At 56.9% G+C, this 23242-nt stretch carries 24 protein-coding genes; 9 read left to right on the forward strand and 15 right to left on the reverse strand.

The window, feature by feature from the left end:
* The 3 genes from LGT44_RS05735 to LGT44_RS05745 form a co-directional block, all read right to left on the reverse strand.
* A partial coding sequence (locus LGT44_RS05735; RefSeq protein ID WP_230333536.1) for an HDOD domain-containing protein occupies positions 1–1344 on the reverse strand: 1344 nt, incomplete at its 3' end.
* Positions 1345–1464: 120 nt separating this feature from the next.
* Positions 1465–3543: an ATP-dependent DNA helicase RecG gene (recG, locus tag LGT44_RS05740; RefSeq protein ID WP_225691204.1), complete on the reverse strand. Its 2079-nt coding sequence runs from the start codon at positions 3541–3543 to the stop codon at positions 1465–1467.
* Between the two features lie 13 nt (positions 3544–3556).
* Entirely contained in the window at positions 3557–4456 is a 900-nt protein-coding gene (locus LGT44_RS05745) for a hydrogen peroxide-inducible genes activator (RefSeq protein ID WP_145467553.1), read from the reverse strand.
* 169 nt (positions 4457–4625) lie between these two features.
* Here LGT44_RS05745 and LGT44_RS05750 point away from each other — a divergent pair, with 169 nt between their 5' ends.
* Positions 4626–5477 carry an SDR family oxidoreductase gene (locus LGT44_RS05750; protein WP_230332185.1) on the forward strand — a complete coding sequence of 284 codons (852 nt, stop codon included), beginning with the start codon at positions 4626–4628 and terminating at the stop codon, positions 5475–5477.
* A gap of 62 nt (positions 5478–5539) precedes the next feature.
* Here LGT44_RS05750 and LGT44_RS05755 read toward each other — a convergent pair whose 3' ends face one another.
* The 5 genes from LGT44_RS05755 to LGT44_RS05775 form a co-directional block, all read right to left on the reverse strand.
* Positions 5540–5923, reverse strand: a complete 384-nt coding sequence (locus LGT44_RS05755; protein ID WP_145467558.1) for a RidA family protein — start codon at positions 5921–5923, stop codon at positions 5540–5542.
* A gap of 8 nt (positions 5924–5931) precedes the next feature.
* The gene (gene spoT / locus LGT44_RS05760; protein ID WP_230332184.1) at positions 5932–8046 is read right to left on the reverse strand and encodes a bifunctional GTP diphosphokinase/guanosine-3',5'-bis pyrophosphate 3'-pyrophosphohydrolase; all 2115 of its coding nucleotides are present in this window, start codon (positions 8044–8046) and stop codon (positions 5932–5934) included.
* A 27-nt stretch (positions 8047–8073) separates the two neighbouring features.
* Positions 8074–8304, reverse strand: coding sequence for a DNA-directed RNA polymerase subunit omega (rpoZ, locus tag LGT44_RS05765; RefSeq protein WP_145467562.1), 231 nt, complete (start codon positions 8302–8304; stop codon positions 8074–8076).
* Positions 8305–8397: 93 nt separating this feature from the next.
* Entirely contained in the window at positions 8398–9012 is a 615-nt protein-coding gene (gmk, locus tag LGT44_RS05770; protein ID WP_230332213.1) for a guanylate kinase, read from the reverse strand.
* A gap of 37 nt (positions 9013–9049) precedes the next feature.
* Positions 9050–9901 (reverse strand): YicC/YloC family endoribonuclease, encoded by an 852-nt coding sequence (locus LGT44_RS05775; RefSeq protein WP_230332183.1) that lies wholly within the window; start codon positions 9899–9901, stop codon positions 9050–9052.
* Positions 9902–10014: 113 nt separating this feature from the next.
* Between LGT44_RS05775 and rph the strand changes: the two genes are divergently transcribed.
* Positions 10015–10731 (forward strand): ribonuclease PH, encoded by a 717-nt coding sequence (gene rph / locus LGT44_RS05780; RefSeq protein WP_145467566.1) that lies wholly within the window; start codon positions 10015–10017, stop codon positions 10729–10731.
* Positions 10732–10809: 78 nt separating this feature from the next.
* On the opposite strand, the gene LGT44_RS05785 is transcribed toward rph, so the two are convergent.
* Complete coding sequence (locus LGT44_RS05785; protein WP_145467568.1) at positions 10810–11583, reverse strand: exodeoxyribonuclease III; 774 nt, start codon at positions 11581–11583, stop codon at positions 10810–10812.
* Positions 11584–11745: 162 nt separating this feature from the next.
* On the opposite strand from LGT44_RS05785, the gene pyrE reads away from it, so the two are divergent.
* Positions 11746–12393: an orotate phosphoribosyltransferase gene (gene pyrE, locus LGT44_RS05790; protein WP_145467570.1), complete on the forward strand. Its 648-nt coding sequence runs from the start codon at positions 11746–11748 to the stop codon at positions 12391–12393.
* Between the two features lie 42 nt (positions 12394–12435).
* Positions 12436–13113 carry a hypothetical protein gene (locus LGT44_RS05795; protein ID WP_230332182.1) on the forward strand — a complete coding sequence of 226 codons (678 nt, stop codon included), beginning with the start codon at positions 12436–12438 and terminating at the stop codon, positions 13111–13113.
* A gap of 40 nt (positions 13114–13153) precedes the next feature.
* On the opposite strand, the gene slmA is transcribed toward LGT44_RS05795, so the two are convergent.
* The 5 genes from slmA to coaBC all read right to left on the reverse strand — a co-directional run bounded on the left by slmA (position 13154) and on the right by coaBC (position 19080).
* The gene (gene slmA / locus LGT44_RS05800; RefSeq protein WP_145467573.1) at positions 13154–13774 is read right to left on the reverse strand and encodes a nucleoid occlusion factor SlmA; all 621 of its coding nucleotides are present in this window, start codon (positions 13772–13774) and stop codon (positions 13154–13156) included.
* A gap of 10 nt (positions 13775–13784) precedes the next feature.
* A complete protein-coding gene (argB, locus tag LGT44_RS05805) occupies positions 13785–14687 on the reverse strand; it encodes an acetylglutamate kinase (RefSeq protein ID WP_145467576.1) in 903 nt (300 codons plus the stop codon).
* 132 nt (positions 14688–14819) lie between these two features.
* Positions 14820–17306 (reverse strand): phosphomannomutase/phosphoglucomutase, encoded by a 2487-nt coding sequence (locus LGT44_RS20110; RefSeq protein ID WP_328296336.1) that lies wholly within the window; start codon positions 17304–17306, stop codon positions 14820–14822.
* Positions 17307–17381: 75 nt separating this feature from the next.
* Positions 17382–17837, reverse strand: coding sequence for a dUTP diphosphatase (gene dut / locus LGT44_RS05815; protein WP_222428499.1), 456 nt, complete (start codon positions 17835–17837; stop codon positions 17382–17384).
* Between the two features lie 16 nt (positions 17838–17853).
* On the reverse strand, positions 17854–19080 hold the full coding sequence (gene coaBC / locus LGT44_RS05820; protein ID WP_230332181.1) for a bifunctional phosphopantothenoylcysteine decarboxylase/phosphopantothenate--cysteine ligase CoaBC: 1227 nt from the start codon (positions 19078–19080) through the stop codon (positions 17854–17856).
* Positions 19081–19206: 126 nt separating this feature from the next.
* On the opposite strand from coaBC, the gene radC reads away from it, so the two are divergent.
* The 5 genes from radC (at position 19207) to LGT44_RS05845 (ending at position 22434) form a co-directional block, all read left to right on the forward strand.
* Positions 19207–19881 (forward strand): RadC family protein, encoded by a 675-nt coding sequence (radC, locus tag LGT44_RS05825; protein ID WP_230332180.1) that lies wholly within the window; start codon positions 19207–19209, stop codon positions 19879–19881.
* A 185-nt stretch (positions 19882–20066) separates the two neighbouring features.
* Entirely contained in the window at positions 20067–20303 is a 237-nt protein-coding gene (rpmB, locus tag LGT44_RS05830; protein WP_145467587.1) for a 50S ribosomal protein L28, read from the forward strand.
* Positions 20304–20314: 11 nt separating this feature from the next.
* Positions 20315–20473, forward strand: a complete 159-nt coding sequence (rpmG, locus tag LGT44_RS05835; RefSeq protein WP_145467589.1) for a 50S ribosomal protein L33 — start codon at positions 20315–20317, stop codon at positions 20471–20473.
* Between the two features lie 230 nt (positions 20474–20703).
* The gene (gene mutM, locus LGT44_RS05840; protein WP_230332179.1) at positions 20704–21513 is read left to right on the forward strand and encodes a bifunctional DNA-formamidopyrimidine glycosylase/DNA-(apurinic or apyrimidinic site) lyase; all 810 of its coding nucleotides are present in this window, start codon (positions 20704–20706) and stop codon (positions 21511–21513) included.
* A gap of 93 nt (positions 21514–21606) precedes the next feature.
* Positions 21607–22434, forward strand: a complete 828-nt coding sequence (locus LGT44_RS05845; protein WP_230332178.1) for an outer membrane beta-barrel protein — start codon at positions 21607–21609, stop codon at positions 22432–22434.
* 65 nt (positions 22435–22499) lie between these two features.
* On the opposite strand, the gene elyC is transcribed toward LGT44_RS05845, so the two are convergent.
* The gene (elyC, locus tag LGT44_RS05850) at positions 22500–23237 is read right to left on the reverse strand and encodes an envelope biogenesis factor ElyC (RefSeq protein ID WP_230332177.1); all 738 of its coding nucleotides are present in this window, start codon (positions 23235–23237) and stop codon (positions 22500–22502) included.
* Between the last annotated feature and the right edge of the window lie 5 nt (positions 23238–23242).

Consider the following 23242-nt stretch of genomic DNA (forward strand, 5'->3'; position numbering starts at 1 on the left):
CAGATTCACCGTTACTTCATCCACGCTGTCTGCGCGCAGGAATAAGGTATCCAGCAGGAAGTCTTCCGGCTGCTCGAACGGGCCGTCACCAAAACCGTGGCGGCGCAGGCTGCGGGTCGCAACATACAGCAGGCGGGCATAGTCGGCATGCTCGCCTTCGTAGTAAGGGTTGTGCTGCTGACGCATGGCGGTCACCAGTTCTTCCGGCATACGCCATTGCTGCAGCAGACAGGCGGAAATCTGTTCCCGGGTCAGGCCCAGCAAATGGCGCTCAACGTAGAAGCGGTTGATATGCGGGTTAGCTTCGATATGGCGGTTAACCAGCGAAAACTGTGGCGGAAATACATGGCCCAGAATCAGGAAACCAAAGTTATGCAGCAGGCCGCACAGGTACGCCAGCCCCTGACTGGGACGATGACGGGCGGGCATCAGCTTGGCCAGCTCGCCGCACAGTGCCGCAGTTACCACCGCCTGTTGCCAGAAAGGAGCATAGCCATGCGGGCCTTCTTTCGGGACTGACAGGGTGCGGCCCAGTGCCAGACCCAGCGCCAGATTGATGACCAGATCGAAGCCCAGCACGCGGATCACCGCTTCTTCCACGGTTTTGATCTCGCCGCGCACGCCGTAGTAAGGCGAACGGGCCCAGCTTACCACCTGTGCCGACATGCCCGGATCAAGCTCAACGGCCTGCGCCAGTGAAGTGGTATCGGCATTGGGGTCGACACGCAATTCGATAATGCGCCGTGCGGTTTCCGGCAGCGGCGGCAGGTCGAGGGTTTCGGCCAGACGTTGTTTGATACGCAGTGGAGTGAACTGGCGGATGGCGGCATGCACATCTTCCAGATCCTGCTGCGGATCGTTGTAGTGAATGTCGGTCATCAGCGGTGCGGTATAGCTGCCGATGCGCGAGCTGGTGGTGAGGTTGCGGAATTGCTCCATCGGCACCTTCAGCCACTCGTGACCGGCTCCTGAGACGATAAACAGCTCGTTCTGCAGTAACAGGGAATCATCGACCAGACTCTCCAGCTTGGTGACCTGTGGCAGGGCCGGAAACTCATCCAGACCGTGCTGTTTTTTCAGGCGTTCCAGCTCGGTGGCGGACAGCGCAGTAAATTGCCGGCCGAGTTGATGTGCCAGCTGATTCAGGTCGAGCATGCGGTTGCCGGGGATCACAACCTGCACCTTGCCCAGATCGTCCTTAAGGAAAACGACATTGGCAACTTTGGCAGAGTAGGAGGCCGGTGGATTGCTTTGCATAAGGTGGAACAGCTCCTCGTCGTCGGTCAGGCTGTAATCAATGTGCCAGTCGTCCAGTACTTTCATTACGGTGGCAGGGATGGCCATGGTGAAATCCGTTTGCTGATCGTTTAGGGGTGGAGATAACTATAGACCAGCCTTCTGCATCTGCTGCGGCAGAGAGCGTGATTGAGGTCATGATTCCGACCAGTGGTAAAAGCCGAGAAATCAGACGTTGGCGAAACGTTCGGCGTCGCCCAGCCAGCGCTGAATCAGGGGTTCGACCGTGTGCGGGTGCAGCGTCCACAGTTGCTGGGCCATATCGCGTACCTGTGGCAGCAGATCGCCATCGCGCTGCAGATCGGCGACGCGCAGCATCTGCAAGCCGGTCTGGCGCGTGCCCAGCAGCTCGCCGGGGCCGCGGATCTGCAGATCCTGTTCGGCAATATAGAAACCATCCTGGCTGTCACGCATCACCTGCAGACGCTGTTTGCTGGTGAACGACAGCGGTGCTTTATACAGCAGTACGCAGTGACTCTTGGCACTGCCCCGCCCGACCCGGCCGCGCAACTGGTGCAGCTGTGCCAGACCCAGGCGTTCGGGGTTTTCGATAATCATCAGGCTGGCGTTGGGTACATCGACGCCAACCTCGATCACCGTGGTGGCAACCAGCAGATCCAGCTCATGGGCTTTAAAGCGCGCCATGATGTCGGCTTTCTCGGCGGCTTTCATGCGCCCGTGTACCAGGCCGATACGCAGGTGCGGTAAGGCTTCGGCCAGCTCCTGTGCGGTGTTCTCCGCTGCCTGACACTGCAAAGCTTCGCTTTCTTCAATCAGGGTGCAGACCCAGTAAGCCTGTGCACCTTCCGCACAGGCGCCATTGACCCGCTCAATCACTTCCGGGCGGCGCTGCTCGCCGATCGCGACGGTGGTAATCGGGCTGCGGCCGGGAGGCAACTCGTCGATCACCGAGGTGTCCAGATCGGCGTAAGCACTCATCGCCAGTGTGCGCGGAATCGGTGTGGCGGTCATGATCAGCTGGTGTGGCGATAACTTCTGCGCCACCCCTTTTTCCCGCAACGACAGGCGCTGATGCACGCCAAAGCGGTGCTGCTCGTCGATGATAATCAGCCCCAGCCGGGCGAAATGCACATCGTCCTGAAACAGCGCGTGAGTGCCGACCACCAGTTGCGCTTCACCGCTGGCAATCTCCGCCAGCGAGCGCTCGCGCGCTTTGCCTTTGACCTTGCCGGCCAGCCAGCCAAGCCTGATGCCCAGAGGTTCAAACCAGCCGGAGAGGTTGTTGAGGTGCTGTTCGGCGAGAATTTCGGTCGGCGCCATCAGCGCCACCTGAAAACCGGCCTGCAGCAGATCGCAGGCTGCGAGGGCGGCAACCAGGGTTTTGCCGGAGCCGACATCGCCCTGCACCAGACGCAGCATAGGGTAAGGCTGGGTCAGATCCTGTTCGATTTCGCTCACCACCCGTTGCTGGGCGCCGGTCGGGGTAAAGGGCAGCTGCTGCAGTAACGCCCGCTGCAGGGTTTTATCGCTGTGGATGGCCGGAGCTTCGTCGGCCTGAACCTGTGCGCGTAATTTATGCAAAGACAGCTGGTGGGCGAGGAGTTCTTCCAGTATCAGGCGTTTCTGCGCCGGGTGCTGGCCGCTTTCGAGCAATGCCAGATTGGTTTCCCGTGGTGGCGTATGCAGAAACAGCAGGGCGTCCTTCAGCGTTGGCAGGCGCCACTGCTGCAGCCAGGCGGCGGGCAGCAGATCGGTCAGATCGACCTGATCGGCTTTCAGCAGCTCCAGCGCCTGCTCATGCAGCAAGCGCAGGCGCTGCTGGCTGATGCCATCGGTGGCTGGGTAAACCGGCGTCAGGCTCGGCTCCAGCGGTAAATCGAGGCCTTCTTCCAGCCGGGTGTATTCCGGGTGATACAGCTCCAGCCCGCTGGCGCCACGGCGCGGTTCGCCGTAGCAGCGGATCGTGGTGCCGGTGCTGAACTGATTTTTCTGCGCGGCGCTGAAATGATAGAAGCGCAGGCTGATGACACCGCTGTGGTCCTGCAGTTTCACCAGCAGGCTGCGGCGTTTGCCAAACAACACGGTGGCGCCGCGCACTTCGCCCTGAATCACCGCCGGGCGCATCGGTTGCAGGGCGCCGATCGGGGTGATCTGGCTGCGGTCTTCGTAGCGGAAAGGCAGGTGGAAAAACAGATCCGCCAGACTGCGGATCTGTAGTTTATGCAGCTGTTCGGCCAGTTTCGGGCCGACGCCTTTCAGCTCGGTGATCTGGCTGAGTTTTGCCACGCGTTACCTGCCCTCAGGGTTCCAGACGGCACTGACGGGCGGTGCTCAGCAACAGGTCGATGGCCTGACCGCGCGGGAAGCTGGCACGCCAGGCCAGTGCCACGGTACGGAAGGGGGCCGGAGCTTTGAACGGACGCGTGGTCACCAGATTCTGGTCGAGATTGCTGACCGCCGACTCCGGCAGCACGGTAATGCCGAGCCCGGTGGCAACCATATGCTTCAGGGTTTCCAGCGAGCTGCCTTCGAGCACGCTGCCGAGGCGGGTGTGATGCTTACGCGCCAGCGCCGGGCAGTGTTCGAATACCTGATCACGGAAGCAGTGGCCTTCGCCCAGCATCAGCAGATCTTCATCGGCCAGTTGTTCGGCTTCAATGCTTTTCTGTTTGCACCAGGGGTGGTTTTTCGGCAGCACCACGACGAAGTTTTCGTCGTACAGCGGCCGGGTCAGCACATCGGCTTCGGTAAAGGGCAGGGCGACGATGATGGCATCCAGTTCACCGTCACGCAGCTGGCGGCGCAGTACGCCGGTGTAGTTCTCTTCCAGATACAGTGGCATGGTTGGCGCCTGCTGGTGAATCTGCGGCACCAAATGGGGAAACAGGTAAGGCCCGATGGTGAAAATAGCGCCAAGCTTCAGCGGTGTACTGAGCTGATCCTTGCCGGCACTGGCCAGTTCGCGGATGGTGCGGGCTTCTTCCAGCACCCTTTGCGCCTGGGTAACGATGCGCTCACCAAGCGGCGTAACGGTGACCGAGCTTTTGCTGCGTTCAAATATCGCAATGTCTAACTCGCTTTCCAGTTTTTTTATCGCTACGCTCAGCGTCGGCTGGCTGACAAAGCACTTTTCCGCCGCCCGGCCAAAATGACGTTCCTGGGCAAGAGTCACGATGTACTTGAGTTCGGTCAGCGTCATAAGGGTTCCTTAATTGTTACCTTGTATGGGTGCCGGAAAATTGATTTAGCTTACCTATTAAATCCGGGTGAATAAAGCCCGTGGGGGCTGAATGCTGTCACTTGGCTAAAATAACAATGAATGCGCGGCCCAGAGGGCTGCACCAGACTGAGCGCAAGAGGAGAATTACATGGCTCGGATTCTGATTGTGGGGGCAGGAGATATTGGCGGTAATCTGGCTCAGCGGCTGCATGCTGACGGGCATCAGGTATGGGGTGTCCGCCGCTCCGATAAACCAATCGGTGACGGTATTGGCCTGATTCAGGCCGATGTGGCGGACTCAGAAACGCTGCAGGCGTTACCTGAGGATCTGGATATCCTGGTTTACAGCGTGGCTTCTCCGGTGTTTTCGAAAGAGGGCTACCACGATTATTACTACAAAGGATTGCGTAATGTGCTGCGGGCGCTGAAAGGCCAGAAGCTGAAACGTGCGTTCTTTGTTTCCAGTTCCAGTGTTTATCACCAGATGAACGCCGAATGGGTCGATGAAACCAGTGAAACCAAACCCGGCAGCTTCGCCGGTAAAGAAATGCTGGCCGCTGAGCAGGCGCTGCTGAACGATAAACTGCCTGGCACCGTTGTGCGCTTTACCGGCATTTATGGTCCCGGCCGCACCCGCATGATTGAGCAGGCACGGCAGGGCAGCCACTGTGATCCGGAACCACCGGTGTGGACTAACCGTATTCACCGTGATGATTGTCTGGGTGTATTGCAGTTGTTGATTGAACGGGCACTGACGGATAAACCGCTGGATGATATTTATCTGGCCACCGACGATGAACCGGCCACACTGTTTGATGTGCTGGAGTGGATGAAAGACCGTATCGGTGATGTGGAACCGGATCACGATGTGCCGGAAGCCTCACGCCGTGCTAACCGTCGCTGTTCAAATAAGCGTCTGCGTGAGCTGGGTTACGATTTTAAATTCAGCAATTATCGCGAAGGCTATGACCAGCTGCTGACCGAGATGGGGCTGATCTAGTCTGCGGTTAACGGCCATAAAAAAAGCGCTCAGTGAGCGCTTTTTTTATGCAGCAAAGAAACTCAGTCGAGTTCCAGTACGCCGTCCATTTCCACACCGGCATCGCGTGGTAGCTGTGCCACCCCGACCGCAGCGCGGGCCGGGTATGGCTGCTCAAAGTATTCCGCCATCACTTTATTAACGGTGGCGAAGTTGCCCAGATCGGTCAGGAAAATATTCAGCTTGGCAATCTGCTGCAGAGAACCGCCGGCGGCTTCACATACTGCGCTCAGGTTTTTAAATACCTGATGAATGCGTGCTTCGATATCGCCTTCAACCATTTCCATGGTTTCCGGTACCAGCGGAATCTGCCCGGACAGGTAAACGGTTTTTCCGACTTTAACAGCCTGGGAATAGGTGCCGATAGCGGCCGGGGCTTTTTCTGTAGCGATGATTTCGCGGCTCATAACAATCCTTAATTTTTACTGCGGACAATTTTATTTACGCCGCGGATATTGCGCAGGCGGCGGATCGCGCGGGCCAGATGTTTACGGCCATGCACGCTGAGACTCAGATGGGTAACGCTGAGGCGGGCATCGCGTTCTTCCACACTGATTTTTTCGATATTGGCTTCGGCCTGGGTAATGGCGCTGGCCAGTTCGGCGACGATGCCACGGCGGTTTTCCAGATAGACTTTAAGGTCGACGGTAAATTCGCTGTCGATGTCTTTGTCCCAGCTGAGAATGACGCATTTTTCCGGGTTATCGCGGAATTCTTCGACGTTTTTACAGCTTTCGGTATGAATCACCAGACCACGGCCGGAACTGACGTAACCAATAATCGGGTCGCCGGGAATCGGGCTGCAGCATTTGGCAAAATTCACCACCAGGCCTTCGGTGCCTTTAATCGCCAGCGGTGATTGTTCAACCGATTCCAGATCGATGTCGGATTCTTTATTGGCAACCAGCAGGCGACGTGCCAGCAGTGGCGCCATACGGTTACCGGCACCAATATCTTCAAGCAGGTCGCCGAGTTCATCGAGGCCGGTTTCACGCAGCACCAGATCAATATGCTGCTGGTCGATATCTTCCAGCGTTTTACCCAGCGCATTCAGCGCTTTATTCAGCAGACGCTCACCCAGTGCCACCGATTCGGAGCGGCGCTGGCTCTTGAGGTAATTACGGATATTGGAGCGCGCCTTGCCGGTGACCACAAAGTTGAGCCAGGCCGGATTCGGCTGGCCGCCCGGTGCGGTCACAATCTGCACGGTCTGACCGTTCTGCAGACGTGCACTCAGTGGTGCCAGCTGGCGGTTAATACGGCAGGCGATGCAGTGGTTGCCCACATCGGTATGCACCGCGTAAGCAAAATCGATGGCGGTGGAGCCGGACGGTAATTCGAGAATTTTGCCTTTTGGCGTGAACACGTAAATCTCATCCGGGAAAAGATCGACTTTAACGTGCTCAACAAACTCCAGCGGGCTGCCGGCGTTTTTCTGCAGCTCGAGCAGGTTCTGCACCCACTGCCGTGCACGCTGGGTGCCGCTGGCCTGATCGCTTTCCGACTTATACAACCAGTGGGCAGCAATACCATGGTTGGCCATGGCTTCCATTTCTTCGGTGCGGATCTGAATTTCAATCGGCACACCACCGATACCGATCAGCGTGGTGTGCAGCGACTGGTAACCGTTGGTTTTGGGAATGGCGATATAGTCTTTGAAGCGCCCCGGAATCGGCTTATACAGACTGTGCATGGCGCCGAGGATGCGGTAACAGGAATCGACGGAGTCGGCGATGATGCGGAAACCGTAGACATCCATAATATCGGTCAGCGATTTACGCTGATCACGCATCTTGCTGTAAATGCTGAACAGATGCTTTTCACGGCCAACCACCCGGGCGCTGATACCCACCTCGGTGAGGCGGTTGCGCACTGCGGTGGCGATGTTATTCACAATCTCAGAACGGTGACCGCGCGCTGCCTTTACCGCTTTGCGGATCATCTCTGAGCGCATCGGATACATGGCTTCGAAACACAGCTCTTCCATCTCCACGCGGATACTGTTCAGACCCAGGCGATTGGCGATAGGGGCGTAGATATCGAGGGTTTCTTTGGCGATACGGCGGCGCTTTTCGGGCTTCAGCGAGCCCAGAGTGCGCAGGTTGTGCAGGCGGTCGGCGAGTTTTACCAGAATGACGCGGATGTCTTTGGCCATGGCCATGGCCATCTTCTGGAAGTTTTCGGCCTGCTGGTGTTCTTTGCTTTCGAAGTGAATATTGGTGAGCTTGGACACACCATCAACCAGATCGGTGACGATATCGCCGAACTGTTTTGCCAGAGCGGTTTTGGGTACGCCGGTGTCTTCAATCACATCGTGCAGCATGGCGGCCATCAGGCTCTGATGGTCGAGATGCATGTCGGCCAGGATGTTGGCGACCGCTAACGGATGGATGATATAAGGCTCGCCGCTGCGACGGCGCTGACCATCGTGGGCTTGTTCGGCGTAGTAATAGGCGCGGCTGACCTGCTGAATCTGAGGGTTGCTCAGATAGTGGGAAAGCCGCTCCGATAAGGCATCAATGGTGGGCACTTAAGCAGAACCTCAGGCTGGGTCTGCTTAGTACTGTTCCGCTCGTGCGGCTTCTTCCTGGGCGGCCATGGTGGTTGGCGTTACCAGGTTTTCAGCGATTTCACGCAGAGCCAGTACGGTTGGCTTGTCGTTTTCTTCCGCAACCAGTGGCTCGGCACCCTGTACCGCGATCTGGCGGGCACGTTTGGTGGCCAGCATGACCAGTTCAAAGCGGTTATCAACGTTGGTTAAGCAATCTTCTACGGTAACGCGTGCCATGGGATATCCTGTGGAATCAGATGAATTCGGTGGAACCGGGTATTGTAGCGGAATCCGCCGGCAAGGGAAGAGGCCAGCGGGCTCCGGGCGTGATCAGCCGTTCAGTAATTCCTGCAGCACATCTTCGTGGCGCACCTGCTGGGCGCTCAGACGATGGCGGCGGGCAATCACGATGGCACGCAGCTCTTCGACGGTATTTTCAAAATTATCGTTAATAATCAGATAGTTGTATTCACCGTAGTGGCTCATCTCGTTACGCGCATCGCGCATGCGGCGTTCGATAATGTCTTCGCTGTCCTGACCGCGCTTCTGCAGGCGCTCACGCAACGCCGCAATAGACGGCGGTGCAATAAATACGCTGACGGCATCCGGCATCAGGTGACGGACCTGTTGCGCGCCCTGCCAGTCGATTTCCAGAATCACATCACGACCGGCGGAAAGCTCGGATTCGACCCATTCCTGTGAGGTGCCGTAGAAGTTATCGAATACCTGCGCGTGCTCAAGAAAGGCGCCACGGCTGACCATGTCCTGAAACTCGGCCACGGATACGAAGTGATAATCTTTGCCATCCACTTCGCCCGGACGCGGCGCGCGGGTGGTGTGGGATACGGACATGCCGATATAGCCGGTGGATTGCAGCAGGGCTTTCACCAGACTGGTTTTACCGGCACCGGACGGAGCTGAGAAGATAAACAGGGTACCAATCATAGGAAGCTCGCTGTTCTGGCCGGACGTTGGGGTTGGGTTATTCAATGTTCTGTACCTGCTCACGCATTTGTTCGATCAGCACTTTCAGGTCGACGGCGGCCTGGGTAATGCTGGTAGTCAGTGATTTAGAGGATAGCGTATTCGCCTCGCGATTCAGCTCCTGCATCATAAAATCGAGGCGGCGGCCGATGGGTTCGTCCTGGCTGAGAATGCGGCCGACTTCCTGAATATGGGTGTTCAGGCGGTCGAGTTCTTCGGCGACATCGGCTTTTTGTGCCAGTAAAACCATTTCGGTTTCCAGCCGGCTGCTGTCGAGGGTGATATTCAGTTCGGCGATTTTATCTTCCAGCTGCTGGCGCTGGGCGGCCAGTGCCTGGGGCATCGCTGCAGCAACGCTGGCAACAATCTGCTGCATTTTTTCCAGTCGCTGGCGGATCAGTGCGGCCAGTTCTTCACCTTCCCGTGCCCGGGCATCGCAACTGCTGCGCAGGCAATCGTCGAACGCCTGCAGTGCCGCCTGTTGCAGTGCTTTGCCGTCGGTTTCCGCACTGCTGATTACGCCGGGCCAGGCCAGCACTTCAAGCACATTCATGGCGTTGCCGGGGCCGATGATGGCATGCACCTCATCGGCGGCACGGTTCAGCTCGTGTACCAGTTCGTGGTTAACGCTGAGTTTGTTTTCGCCCTGTAACGGCTGAAAGCGCAGTGCGCATTCGACTTTGCCGCGGCTGAGGGATTTTTTCAGGCGCTCGCGCAGGGCCGGTTCCAGATCGCGGAAAGCATCCGGCAGGCGGAAGTGCAGTTCCAGGTAGCGGCTGTTCACCGAGCGGATTTCCCAGGTAAAACGTCCCTGCGGGCATTCGCTGCCGGCACGGGCAAAGGCCGTCATACTGAAAACCATAAGTCTCTCGCGTTAATAAATTCCCCTGCATTGTAAGGGCTGGGGCTTTTTGCCGCTATAATGCCGGCCTTTACTCAATATCAGATTCAAGGATTCCGCTTATGAGACCCAGTGGCCGTACAACCGATCAGCTGCGTGATGTGCGCATTACCCGCAATTTCACCAAACATGCCGAAGGTTCTGTACTGGTGGAATTCGGCGACACCAAAGTGATTTGTACCGCGTCGGTTGAAACCAGCGTGCCGCCGTTTCTGCGCGGAAAAGGTCAGGGCTGGGTGACGGCGGAATACGGCATGCTGCCGCGTTCGACCGGCTCGCGCATGATCCGTGAAGCGGCCAAAGGCAAACAACAGGGCCGTACCGTGGAAATTTCCCGCCTGATCGGCCGCAGCCTGCGTGCCGCTATTGATCTGACGGCGCTGGGCGAAAACACCATCACCATCGACTGTGATGTGATTCAGGCCGACGGCGGCACCCGTACCGCCTCTATTACCGGTGCCTGTGTGGCGCTGGTCGATGCCATTAACTGGCTGAAAGCCAAAGGCAAAGTAAAAGGTGAGCCGCTGAAGCAGATGATTGCGGCCGTCTCTGTGGGCATCTACAACGGTGAAGCGGTGCTGGATCTGGATTACGCCGAAGACTCCACGGCGGAAACCGATCTGAACGTGATCATGACCGAGAACGGTGGTTTCGTGGAAATTCAGGGCACCGCCGAAGGTGAAGCCTTCACACCGGATGAGCTGAACGCCATGCTGGCACTGGCACAGAAAGCCATCGGTGAGCTGAGCGCGAAACAGAAAGAAGCGCTGGCTGGCTGATCGTTGCAGTGATCAGTCTGCAGCACTAAAAAAGGCGCCGGTGGCGCCTTTTTTATTGTCTGTCAGTTGTGCGGGTTGTCAGTCTTCGTCGAACTCGTATTCCACCATGACCGCGGCGTGATCACCAAAACGCAGGTTGGTATCGAGCTTGGCTTCCACCACAAACTGACGGATGCCCGGAGTGCAGATCTGATAATCCTTACGCCAGCCGTGCTGATTGCGGCGCGCGCTTTCGGCGTCCGGCCACCAGGTAAACTGGTTCTCGCCGAAATTGGCTTCGCGGAAGGCATCGACGTAGCCGGCCGGGCCAAACATCTGATCGAACCAGGCGCGTTCTTCCGGCAGGAAGCCCGGTGTGTCCTGATTGCTCTGCCAGTCGGCCAGATCAACGGTTTTATGCGCCGCTTCAAAGTTGCCGCAGAAAATAAACTCGCGGCGTTTGCGCCGGGTTTTGTTCAGATGCTCCAGGAAGGATTTCTGGAAGGCCAGTTTATCTTCCAGGGTGTTGTGTTCATCAACCGTCGGGAACAGGATGGAGCCAACGCTGACATGGTCGAAATCCGCCTGAATAAAGCGCCCCTGCATATCGCACTGCGGGAATGCCAGGCCGGTCATAATGGCTTTCGGCACTTCACGGGTGAGGATGGCCACACCGGAATAGTTATCGGCTTCGGCATCGAAGAAATAGGCGTTGTAACCATCGGGATACACGACGGAATCAGGCAGCTGGTATTCCTTGGCCAGTAACCCCTGAATGGCAACCACATCAGCCTGCGCGGTTTGCAGCCAGGTATACAGCCCTTTTTCGACCGCTTGTTTCAGGCCGTTGACGTGTAAACTGATAATCCTCATACATGGTTCCCAACTGGTGAAGCGTGTATCATACCGCATCCTTTGGAAAGCGGGTAAATATGGGCGAGAATGTTGTGCTTCTGGTCACGCATTGCCGGTATTTCTCCCTTCCGTCCGAACTATTTTGCCGGCCTGTGCTGGCGGTTGAATCTCAGGTTTCGTATGCAGACGTATCAGAAAGAATTTATCGAATTCGCCATCGCTCAGGGTGTACTCAAATTTGGCGAATTTACCCTGAAATCCGGCCGGGTCAGTCCTTATTTTTTTAATGCCGGCCTGTTTAACAGCGGTGCCGCGCTGGCCAAGCTTGGACGTTTTTATGCGGCAGCACTGGAAGCGTCCGGTGTTGACTACGATGTGGTCTTTGGCCCGGCTTATAAGGGTATTCCACTGGCCGCGACTCTGTCGGTGGCGCTGGCTGACCACTACAACAAAGACATGCCTTACGTTTTTAACCGTAAAGAAGCCAAAACCCACGGCGAAGGCGGTAACCTTGTCGGCGCACCGCTGACCGGCCGTGTACTTATCGTAGACGATGTTATTACCGCCGGTACGGCTATCCGTGAAGTCATGGCTATGATTAACGCCGCAGAAGGTGCAACGCCGGCCGCTGCCCTGATTGCCCTGGACCGCCAGGAAAAAGGTCAGGGTGAGCTGTCAGCCATTCAGGAAGTTGAGCGTGACTTCGGCATGAAAGTGATCAGCATCGTGGGTCTGAATCAGGTGCTGGATTATGTATCTGAAAAACCAGAGCTGGCGCAGTATGCCGCCGCTATCAGTGCTTACCGCGATCGTTACGGGGTTGAGTAAAAAAGTGCGGGTATAAAGCGCACCAAAAGGAGTGTTGTAACAATGAAGCCACTGGTTGGGCTGTTTGCCGTTGTTTGCTTACTGGCCTCGGGTCCAAGCTTTGCTAACAAGCTGTATCGTTTCACTGTCGATGGCCGTGTGGTGGTTAAAGATCATATTCCCACCGAGTACAGTCATCTGGGTTACGAAGTACTGAACAGCAGCGGCATGGTGGTGAAAACCGTTGCTCCGGCTCCGACCGCAGAAGAGCTGGCGCAACGTCGCGCTGAAGAAGCTGCGAAAAAAGCCCGTCAGGATGCTATTACTGCCCAGCGCAAGCTGGATCTGGATCTGCTGCGTCTGTATGCCAAGCCTTCGGATGTGGAGCGTGCGCGGCAGCGCAAAGCCGATGAAATCGACTCCTACATTCAGCTGCAACGCCGGCGCATTGTTGATCTGGAACAGAAACTGGAAAAATCTCAGGCGCAGGCAGCCAATATTGAGCGCCGTGGTCAGGAGGTTCCTGCCGATATGCGCCTTGAAATTGTGCAGTTGCAGAATGGTATCCGTGACAGCGAAGGCAACATCAAGGCGCGTCAGCAGGAAATGAAAGAGAGTACCCGCGATTTTGCTGAGCAATACGAGCGTGTGCGCATTCTGCAGGTTTACCCGGCCGGTACGCTGGATGACGATGTCGATCTGGATAAAGTCGACCGCGAGCTGGAAGGCAAAAAAGATTAAAAAAATCCCGGGCATGTCCCGGGATTTTTTTGCCTGCGGTTTACACCGTCAGGCTGGTAAGGTTTTTTTCGCGCAGCAACAGCGGTTGCAGCAGCTGCCACTGCTCGTCCCAGTACTGGGTCGGACGGGTGTCAAACTCGGTGCGTACATACTGGCGGATACGGCCTTCCAGTACGGCGGTGAGCAGATTGGCAGCCGCACTGATGGTCTGCAGCGGCACTTTGCCTTCGCGCATTTCGGCTTCACGCAGGATCTGTTTGAACTGCATTTCAATACGTTCAAAGAACTGCTGAATGCGCTGGCGCAGACGTTCGGTTTCACCGGACAGTGCATCGCCGGATAACAGTCGGCACATGCCCGGATTCTTCTCGGCGAAGGTCAGTACCAGTGTCAGGGTCCGTTCGCAGCGCTGATCGGCCTGCTCAAAATCCTGCAGGATACGGCTGACCCGGGAGAACACCGCTTCTTCGATAAAGCTGATCAGGCCTTCGAACATCTTTGCCTTGGACGGGAAGTGGCGATACAGCGCCGCTTCCGAAACGCCCACGGCTTTTGCCAGGCTGGCGGTGGTGATACGGGCGCCGGGATTGGTTTCCAGCATATGCGCCAGCGCCTGCAGAATCTGATCGCGTCGTGACAGCTTGTCGGCGGTCTCAGTCATGTAACCTTCCTCAGCTGCGGCGGTTGGTGATCAGGGTACCAACACCTTCGTCGGTGAACAGTTCGAGTAAGGTTGAGTGAGCAACCCGGCCGTCGATGATATGGGCGCTGGTTACACCTGCGTGTACGGCATCCAGGGCGCACTGAATCTTCGGCAGCATGCCGCCATAGATGGTGCCGTCGGCGATCAGATCATCCACCTGTTTGGTGGACAGGCCGGTCAGTACCTTGCCTTCTTTATCCATCAGGCCGGCAATATTGGTCAGCAGGATCAGTTTTTCGGCGCGTAATACTTCTGCCACTTTACCGGCTACCAGATCGGCGTTGATGTTGTAAGAAGCACCGTCTTCGCCAACACCGATTGGCGCAATCACCGGAATAAAGTCACTGTTGGTCAGCATATCCAGCACCTGGGTGTTGATGCGCGATACTTCGCCGACATGGCCGATATCGATGATTTCAGGTTTTTCCAGCTCTGGGGAGCTCTTGGTAACGTGCAGCTTTTTCGCGTGCAGCAGCTGGCCGTCTTTACCGGTCAGGCCAATGGCCTTGCCGCCGTTCTGGTTGATCAGGTTGACGATGTCTTTGTTCACCAAACCGCCGAGTACCATCTCCACCACGTCCATGGTTTCGCCGGTGGTGACGCGCATACCATTCACAAACTTACTTTCGATATTCAGTTTGTTGAGCAGGTCGCCGATCTGAGGGCCGCCGCCATGCACCACAATCGGGTTAATACCGATCAGTTTCAGCATCACCATATCGCGCGCAAAGCTGTTCTTCAGGTCTTCGTCGATCATGGCGTTGCCGCCGTATTTAACGACGATGGTTTTGCCGACGAAACGCTGCAGATAAGGCAGGGCTTCACTGAGAACTTTGGCGGTATTCATGGCGCTGTCACGCGACAATGGCATGGTCTGGCTCCTTGATGAGCGGATAAATAAGAAACGGTCGGGCAGGCTGCGGCATCGCTCAGCAGCCTGATGTACCGCGCCGCATTATAACGTTATACGGCGCGCCCCTGCCAACGGGAATTGACGTCTTTCTCAGAACGGAACCTTGAGTTCCGGCGCGTGGCGGGTAAGTGCCTGCTTCATTCGTTGCTGAATCCGGGCAATGGCTTCGGCATTGTTACCGGCAAAGCGCAGGGTCAGCTTGGGCGTGGTATTGGACGGCCGGATCAGCCCCCAGCCGTCGGCAAACTCGATGCGCAGACCGTCGGTGCTGAATACCCGTGCGCCGGCAGTCAGTTCGCTGTCGGCGGAGAGCTCCTGCAGCAGGCTGAATTTGCGCACATCATCGCAGTCGATGGTGATCTCCGGCGTACTGACATCTTCCGGCAGGGCGGCAAACAGCTGATCCACCGGCAGATTTCTCTGACTGATAATCTCCAGCAAACGGACGGCGGCGTAGAGGCCATCGTCAAAGCCGTACCAGCGGTCCTGAATATAGAAGTGGCCACTGAACTCACCGCCGACCACGGCATTGAGCTCCTGCATCTTGCGCTTCATCAGCGAGTGGCCGGTTTTCCACATGGTCGGGCGGCCACCATGGCGGCTGATCAGTGAAGCCAGATGGCGCGAAGACTTCACGTCATAGATAACATCGCGGCCGGGATTACGCGGCAGAATATCGTCAACCAGCAACATCAGCAGGCGGTCCGGCCAGATAATCTTGCCGTTATTATCAACCAGTGCCACACGGTCGCCATCACCGTCAAACGCCAGGCCCAGATCGGCGTTATGAGCTTTAACCGCATCCTGTAACGCCTGAAGATTTTTTGGCTGGCTTGGGTCCGGGTGATGATTCGGGAAGCGGCCGTCGACGTCGCAGAATAGGCATTCGGCCTCCAGTCCGATCATGGCCATCAGTTTTTCGGCCAGAGGGCCGGCGATACCATTGCCGGCATCAATCACAATCTTCATGCTGCGGGCGAGCTGCACGTCGCCCTCGATACGCTGCAGATAGGTGTCCGCCAGCTCACGCTCTTCGGTCTGGCCAGACCCTTGTGGCAGGTCGCGGCGCATGATGCGGTGGTACAGCGCCATCAGTTCATCCTGCGCCAGGGTATGCTGGTCGATAACGATTTTCAGGCCGTTAAACTCCGATGGATTATGGCTGCCGGTCACGACAACGCCGCATGGCGTATCCAGCTCATGGGTGGCGAAATAGAGCAGGCCGGTTGGCTGTGCGCCAAGGCGGATCACATGGCAGCCGCTGTCATTCAGACCGAGCTGCAGCTGTGCTGCCAGCTGCGGGCTGGATTCCCGGCCATCCCAGGCAAGGCTGATTTTGCTGAAGCCGCGTTCCTGTACTTCAGCCCCCAGCGCGCGGCCGATCCAGTAGCAGGTATCTCCGGTCAGATCCTGACCGACGATGCCGCGGATGTCGTAAGCGCGGAAAATACCCTGCGCCACTTCGATCGGGTGCTCGTGTTCAACTTCTTCGACCATCAGTTCCGGCAGTGTCTGGCGTTTGGCGTTGCTGACGGTGGTGATCTTCTTTGGCTGTTCCAGGGCGATTTCCTGACGCTCGCGGCTGTTGCCATTCGCTTTGCCATTGTCGGTGACATCAGGGCGTACGGTATTGATCAGGTGTTGCATACTGACCGCCAGTTCGTGGAACAGCGCCAGGGTAAATACCGGCTGCTCATCAATGCCTTTGCGGCTGAGGTTACGCACATAGGTCAGCAGCTTCAGCTGGTTGCGCAGAATGTCGCGCTTCTGCATGCCGACCAGCACAAACAGGCCGACAAAGGTCGCGACCAGCACGATGAGCCAGGGCGTAGCCAGTGGCACCAGCTCAAGTTGCGGGCGCTCGTCAGAAGGAATGTAGGTCAGATACCAGTAATCATTAATTGGCTTGGTGACAATAGTGCCGGCGCGTTTGACTTCCTGGCCGATACGGAAAATCTCCAGGCCACGGCTGCGGTCATTGTCGACAAACTGGTTAACCACAATCTGTCCCATGGTCTGGCTGGTGCCGGACTGAAACTGCGACAGCCAGCCTGAGCCATATTCGGCCAGTAACACGCCGGCGATCTGGTTTTGTTCATTGCGGATAGGTGAAGCCCAGTAGAAATGCAGGCTGCCATTGCGCTGTACGGCCTCAAGGCGCATATCGGCACCACTGAGAGTACGGCTGACCAGTTCCTGTACGGCATAGCCGTGGCTGCTCTGCAGGCCCATCGCATCTTCCCGGCGGATCAGCTGCAATGAGGATACGCCGGATAAAAACTGGCGCAGGGTTGCCTTCCAGGCCGGATCGTTTTCTTCCAGTGCGCGTACGGTCAGCGGGTGGCGACTGGCCGCTGTCTGCAGGCGGCGGGTGTCCTGCAGACGGGTGCTGAGCGAGTGTGCCATCTGCTCGGCCATCGCATCGGCAAAGGCACGGTCAACATCAGACTGGGTAAACAGGTTGACCTGAATACTCTGAAAAGAAAGCCCGCCGGCAATAAACAGCAGCGCCAGCCAGATGGTGAGGCGGCTGTAAAAGACGATGGTACGTTTGGGCGTGCGGGCTTTTGTTCTCATGTTGCTTCCTTTCGGCCGGGGCTGTGCACTACCCCTGATTTATTGTTGTATGAGGCAAGCAGATTGTGCGGCGCTTCAGCTGCGCCCGGAATGGCCAAAACCGCCGGCGCCACGCTCGGTGGTTTCAAACTGCTCCACAATCTCGAATTCTGCCTGTACAACAGGCACCAGCACCAGCTGCGCCAGACGTTCGCCGACATCGATGGTGAAGCTGTCTTTGCCACGGTTCCAGCAGCTGACCATCAGCTCGCCCTGATAATCAGAGTCGATCAGACCAACCAGATTGCCCAGTACGATGCCGTGTTTATGGCCGAGGCCGGAGCGCGGCAGAATCATGGCAGCCAGACCCGGATCTTCAATATAGATTGCCAGACCGGTACGGATAAGCTGAGTTTCACCCGGATGCAGGGTCAGGGGCGCATCCAGACAGGCGCGCAGATCCAGTCCGGCGGAGCCGGTGGTTGCGTATTCCGGCAGTGGGATGCTGTTGCCCAGACGTTCATCCAGTACTTTTACCTGTAACTTTTGCATTGTCATTCTGTCCGCATTAAGAGATTTTTTGTGTCTGGGTCTGCTGATAGCGGTGTGCAATCAGCTCGACCAGTTCGCGCGCCAGCGCCTGCTTGCTCATCTGGGCAAAGCTCTGCTGGTTTTCTGCCCAGAAAACAGTGACGGCATTCTGGTCGCTGTTAAAGCCGATTTCGCTCAGGGAAACGTCATTGGCGACAATTATGTCGAGATTCTTACGCACCAGCTTATCGCGGGCGTAGACATCCACATCCTGAGTTTCTGCCGCAAAGCCCACGGTAAAGGGACGCAGTTCGTGGGCGGCCACGGTGGCGACCACGTCGGGGTTTTTCACCAGCGTCAGTTCCATGCTGTCAGCTGATTTTTTGATCTTCTGGTGAGCGGCGGTCATCGGCCGGTAGTCGGCGACCGCTGCCGCGGCGATAAAAATATTGCAGCGACCAAGCATGGCCAGTGAAGCATCCAGCATATCGCGGGCGCTTTCGGTACGTACGCAGTTGACGCGTTCCGGTGCCGGAATCACCACCGGACCGCTGATCAGCGTTACTCTGGCGCCGGCATCACGGGCGGCAGCAGCAATGGCGTAGCCCATCTTGCCGGAACTGTGATTGGAGATATAACGCACCGGGTCGATGGCTTCGCGGGTTGGACCGGCAGTGATAACGACTTCCAGCCCGGCCAGCAGACCGGTTTCAAACAGATCTGCGGCGTGGGCGGCAATCTGCTCCGGCTCCAGCATGCGGCCGGGGCCGACATCGCCACAGGCCTGTACGCCTTCGGCGGGGCCAAACATATGCAGTTTGCTACCTTTAAGGTCGGTCAGGCGGGCGATATTGGCCTGAGTAATAGGTTCACGCCACATCGCCTGATTCATCGCCGGAGCCAGAGCTATTGGAGCCTCGGTTGCCAGGCAGATGGTGGTCAGCAAGTCATCGCCGGAACCCTGGGTCAGGCGGGCAATAAAGTTGGCCGATGCCGGGGCTACCAGCAGCAGGTCTGCCCACTTGGCCAGCTCGATATGGCCCATGCCGGCTTCGGCTTCCGGGTCGAGCAGAGCGTGATGTACCGGGTTACCGGATAAGGCCTGCAGGGTCAGGGGAGTAATGAATTCCATGGCGCCGGCGGTCATAACAACCCGCACTTCGGCTCCGGCTTTCTTCAGAATCCGCACCAGTTCGGCGGCTTTATAGGCGGCAATCCCACCGGTGATTCCGAGCAAAATACGCTTATTACAGAGTTGTTGCATGGCTGGTTTCACGCTGACTAGAATGAGCCTGAGTATATAAGGAAGCGTATGACAAGTCTGCAACGCAGCGGAGTGCGGTTGTCAGACTTATGACTCAGTAAATCACAGACCTGCAGGGAGGTAGGGATGGCGATATGTGACTGGCCCAGCGCTGAGCGGCCAAGGGAAAAACTGTTGGCGCAGGGCGCCGGCAGTTTGTCGGATGCCGAGCTGTTGGCAATTTTTCTGCGTACCGGGGTAAAAGGCAAAAGTGCCGTCGATCTGGCGCGTGAGCTGCTGCAGGAATTCGGCAGTCTGCGCGCCCTGCTGACCGCCGATTTAACCGCATTCTGTAAACCGCTGGGCCTTGGCAGTGCCAAATATGCCCAGTTGCAGGCGGTGCTGGAAATGGCGCGGCGACACCTGGCGGAGCAACTGGCCCGTGGTGATGCCTTAACCAGTCCTGATCTGACCCGGCAGTATCTGCTGGCTCAGCTGCGTGACCGTGATCATGAAGTGTTTGCCTGTCTGTTGCTGGATAATCAGCACCGGGTACTGAAATACCACGAGCTGTTCCGCGGCACCATCGACGGCGCGGCGGTGTATCCGCGTGAAGTGGTTAAGCTGGCGCTGAGCCATGGCGCCGCCGCCGTGATACTGGCGCACAATCATCCGTCCGGTGTGGCCGAACCCAGTCACGCAGACCGGGCGCTGACCGACCGCTTACAGCAGGCACTGGGGCTGGTGGATATCCGCGTGCTGGATCATCTGGTAGTGGGTGACGGGTACTGTGTATCCTTTGCTGAACGCGGCTGGATATAATCTGCGGGCGCGCCTGCCATTCGTATAAAAAATAAGCTTTCGCTTGCGACGGCCGGGGCGTTTTGGTATAAAGCGCAACTCTTTTCAGCCAGGGCCGTCGCGAATCAAGATTTTGATGACGAACGCCCACGGTTGGTAACGAATTTCCAATTTGTTCGATACAGTTAAAAATCGGGGCGAGATCAATGTCTAAGGTTTGCCAAGTTACAGGTAAAGGTCCTGTAACCGGGAATAACGTTTCCCACTCAAACATTAAAACCAAGCGCCGTTTTCTGCCTAACCTGCAACAGCACCGTTTCTGGGTAGAAAGCGAAAACCGTTTTGTGCGTCTGCGTATTTCTACCAAAGGTATGCGCATCATCGATAAGAAAGGTATCGATGCTGTTCTGGCAGAACTGCGTGCACGCGGCGAAAAAGTCTAAGGAGACCTGTTATGCCACGCGATAAGATCCGTTTAGTGTCTAGTGCCGGTACCGGTCACTTCTACACCACTGACAAAAACAAGCGCACCATGCCTGAGAAAATGGAGATCAAAAAATTTGATCCTGTGATCCGTCAGCACGTGATGTATAAAGAAGCCAAAATTAAGTAAGCTTCTTTCGCTTGAAAAGAACCCGGCCTGTGCCGGGTTTTTTTATGGCCGCCATCCATGGCGGCCACCCTGCGGGCCGTGCTGCGCACGTTAAGCACTGCTCCTGCTGTGCTTTGATGTCCGCATCCGTCACGAGTAACCAGGCGGCCATCCTGCGGACTGTGCTTGCTTCGCCTCATCTTTCTCTCTTCTGGCATAATCGCGTTTTTACTCAGACGTCTGACATCCTTATGCCTGAACTACCTGAAGTCGAAACCACCAAGCGCGGTATTGAACCCTGGCTGCTGAATCAGCGTATTGAGCGTGTGGTGGTGCGCCAGCCACAGCTGCGCTGGCCGGTGGTGGATGAATTAAAACTGCTGGAAGGCCAGACTGTGCGTGGTCTGAGTCGCCGGGCGAAGTACATTCTGGTGGAGACCGATATCGGCACCGCGATCTGGCATCTGGGCATGTCGGGTTCGCTGCGTCTGGTCGAGCCCTCTGCGCCGGCTGGTAAACACGATCATATCGACTGGCAGCTGGGTAATGGCAAAGTGCTGCGTTACCACGATCCGCGCCGTTTTGGCGCTTTGCTGTGGATTGAGCCCGGAACCGACAGCGATCATTTAACCCACCTCGGGCCAGAACCCTTATCCGATGACTTTACCGCCGAGTATCTGTTCCGCCGTTCCCGTGGCAAAAGTCAGGCGATCAAAACCTTTGTGATGGACGGTAAGGTGGTGGTCGGCGTCGGTAATATTTACGCCAACGAGAGCCTGTTTCTGGCCGGTATTCGTCCGGCGACGGCAGCCGGGAAAATCAGCCTGGCGCGCTATGAGCGTCTGGTCAGCGAAATTAAACAGGTGCTGGCGCGGGCGATTGAACAGGGCGGCACGACTCTGCGTGATTTCGTTGGTGGCGATGGTAAGCCGGGTTACTTTGCCCAGCAGCTTTTTGTTTACGGCCGTGGCGGTGAACAATGCAAGGTGTGCAGCAGCGTGCTGAAAGAAATCCGCCAGGGCCAGCGGGCGACGGTTTATTGCCCGGCCTGCCAGCGTTAACCTGCTGCAAAGCCCATACCGCCAGCCGTGACGAGGCGCGCAGGTGCTGATATAGTCAGGCCTATTCGCATCTGCATCAAAAGAGGAAGAACAATGCAACTGATGGCGACCTTACGGACTTCGGTAAATATTGCTGTGGCCACCGCATTGCTTGGCATGAGTTCTCTTGCCAGCGCTGAACGGATTGAAGAAACCCCAAGCGCTGGTGCCATGGTGGCCGATGCGGTGTTGGCGCGTCCGTTGTATTTCGTATTATCTCAGGCCGGTGCATTGATTTACGGCGCCACACTGCCATTTACCCTGCTCGGCGGCAATGCTGATCAGGCGGCGGAAACTCTGGTAGTAACGCCTTTACAGGCGGCTTTCGTGCGTTGTCTGGGCTGTGGCAAGATTGAAAACGAAGTGGGCTCCCTGAACGAAGGTGACGGCAAACGTATCCGTCACTTCGTTATGCTCAGCGGTGGTGCTGCGCAGCTGGATACCGATGGAGAAACCGGTAACGGTGCCACTTATGGCTTGTATCTGGGTACTCATTTTGAGCTGACCGATAAGAGCCGTTTTGATGTGATGCTGGGGGCTAAGCGTCTGGCGGAAACAGAGATCAAAGCTTCGACCGGTACATTCAAAGATTCGGCAACCTCTTATCAGATCGTCAGCCGCTTTGGCCGTGAAGTCTTCGGCAATGTGGATCTGATGTTCAAATTGGGTGCCCATCACTGGTCGGCCGAGCGCAAGCTGAACACTGGCTCGAAGGGCGACACCTCCGGTAACGATTTCCTCTGGGGTGTAGGTCTGGATACAGGCTTGGGTGACAAGCTGCGTGTGGGTCTGGATTACACCAGCTACTCGATGGAAAACAAAGACGACGGCTATGACGCCGGTATCGATACGCTGGATCTGAACGTCAGCTATCTGTTCTGATAATCAGGTTGTGATAAAAAACGCCGGGCATTGCCCGGCGTTTTTGTTTCTGCTTTTTGTGGGGCTCAGATACTTTTCAGCCACTGCCAGAGCTGGCCAATGCCTTCGTACATGGCACGTTCGCTTTTCAGTGCTGCTCGCGCCTCGATACGCCAGTCGCTGTTATCGGTACTCAGACGTACCGCTGGCGCAGGTATTGGCTGCAGTCCCTGACGCTGAAAAAACACCAGCGCCCGCGGCAGGTGCGAGGCCTCGCTGACCAGTGCAAAGCTCTGCCCGGTCAGCAGGGACGTCATCAGCTGTGCTTCTTCTTCGGTATCTCTGGCTTGCGGGAATGTGCGGATGCGCTCTGCAGCGATCCCCATGCTCAGTGCGATGTCACGCATAACCTCAGCATGGGGGCGGCTGTCGCTGCCGGCATAACCGGAGACAAACAGCTGCGCCTGCGGATTCGCAGCCAGGATGCGCAGGCCTTCGCTCAGGCGGAACAGCGAGCTGGAACACAGCTGCGCGGCTGGCGGCATGCTGTCATCACTGGCGTGACATCCGCCCAGTACGACTACAATGCTGACCGGTTGCCTGAGATCGAAGGCGGGGAAGTCATCTTCAAAAGGTGCCAGCCAGCGATCTGCAAACGGATGCCAGCTGGTCAGGGCAAGCCACAACGCGGCGACACTGATCAGCCCTTTGCCCAACGCCGGACGGTGCTTAAGCAGTAACAGTCCGGCCAGCAGTGCGATCAGCGTCAGCGGAATGGGCATCAGCAGCATGCCGACGATTTTCTTCAGGGTGAACGCGATCATTGTGC

The organism is Thalassolituus alkanivorans, from assembly GCF_020447205.1.
Lineage (GTDB): Bacteria > Pseudomonadota > Gammaproteobacteria > Pseudomonadales > Oceanobacteraceae > Venatoribacter > Venatoribacter alkanivorans.

What these genes read in the sequence shown, in the direction of transcription:
- LGT44_RS05745 (WP_145467553.1), bottom strand. Translation starts at nt 4,456, where the DNA reads ATGACGCTGACCGAACTCAAGTACATCGTGACTCTTGCCCAGGAACGT.
- LGT44_RS05750 (WP_230332185.1), top strand. Translation starts at nt 4,626, where the DNA reads ATGGCTCGGATTCTGATTGTGGGGGCAGGAGATATTGGCGGTAATCTG.
- LGT44_RS05755 (WP_145467558.1), bottom strand. Translation starts at nt 5,923, where the DNA reads ATGAGCCGCGAAATCATCGCTACAGAAAAAGCCCCGGCCGCTATCGGC.
- rpoZ (WP_145467562.1), bottom strand. Translation starts at nt 8,304, where the DNA reads ATGGCACGCGTTACCGTAGAAGATTGCTTAACCAACGTTGATAACCGC.
- gmk (WP_230332213.1), bottom strand. Translation starts at nt 9,012, where the DNA reads ATGATTGGTACCCTGTTTATCTTCTCAGCTCCGTCCGGTGCCGGTAAA.
- LGT44_RS05775 (WP_230332183.1), bottom strand. Translation starts at nt 9,901, where the DNA reads ATGACGGCCTTTGCCCGTGCCGGCAGCGAATGCCCGCAGGGACGTTTT.
- rph (WP_145467566.1), top strand. Translation starts at nt 10,015, where the DNA reads ATGAGACCCAGTGGCCGTACAACCGATCAGCTGCGTGATGTGCGCATT.
- LGT44_RS05785 (WP_145467568.1), bottom strand. Translation starts at nt 11,583, where the DNA reads ATGAGGATTATCAGTTTACACGTCAACGGCCTGAAACAAGCGGTCGAA.
- pyrE (WP_145467570.1), top strand. Translation starts at nt 11,746, where the DNA reads ATGCAGACGTATCAGAAAGAATTTATCGAATTCGCCATCGCTCAGGGT.
- LGT44_RS05795 (WP_230332182.1), top strand. Translation starts at nt 12,436, where the DNA reads ATGAAGCCACTGGTTGGGCTGTTTGCCGTTGTTTGCTTACTGGCCTCG.
- slmA (WP_145467573.1), bottom strand. Translation starts at nt 13,774, where the DNA reads ATGACTGAGACCGCCGACAAGCTGTCACGACGCGATCAGATTCTGCAG.
- argB (WP_145467576.1), bottom strand. Translation starts at nt 14,687, where the DNA reads ATGCCATTGTCGCGTGACAGCGCCATGAATACCGCCAAAGTTCTCAGT.
- LGT44_RS20110 (WP_328296336.1), bottom strand. Translation starts at nt 17,306, where the DNA reads ATGAGAACAAAAGCCCGCACGCCCAAACGTACCATCGTCTTTTACAGC.
- dut (WP_222428499.1), bottom strand. Translation starts at nt 17,837, where the DNA reads ATGCAAAAGTTACAGGTAAAAGTACTGGATGAACGTCTGGGCAACAGC.
- coaBC (WP_230332181.1), bottom strand. Translation starts at nt 19,080, where the DNA reads ATGCAACAACTCTGTAATAAGCGTATTTTGCTCGGAATCACCGGTGGG.
- radC (WP_230332180.1), top strand. Translation starts at nt 19,207, where the DNA reads ATGGCGATATGTGACTGGCCCAGCGCTGAGCGGCCAAGGGAAAAACTG.
- rpmB (WP_145467587.1), top strand. Translation starts at nt 20,067, where the DNA reads ATGTCTAAGGTTTGCCAAGTTACAGGTAAAGGTCCTGTAACCGGGAAT.
- rpmG (WP_145467589.1), top strand. Translation starts at nt 20,315, where the DNA reads ATGCCACGCGATAAGATCCGTTTAGTGTCTAGTGCCGGTACCGGTCAC.
- mutM (WP_230332179.1), top strand. Translation starts at nt 20,704, where the DNA reads ATGCCTGAACTACCTGAAGTCGAAACCACCAAGCGCGGTATTGAACCC.
- LGT44_RS05845 (WP_230332178.1), top strand. Translation starts at nt 21,607, where the DNA reads ATGCAACTGATGGCGACCTTACGGACTTCGGTAAATATTGCTGTGGCC.
- elyC (WP_230332177.1), bottom strand. Translation starts at nt 23,237, where the DNA reads ATGATCGCGTTCACCCTGAAGAAAATCGTCGGCATGCTGCTGATGCCC.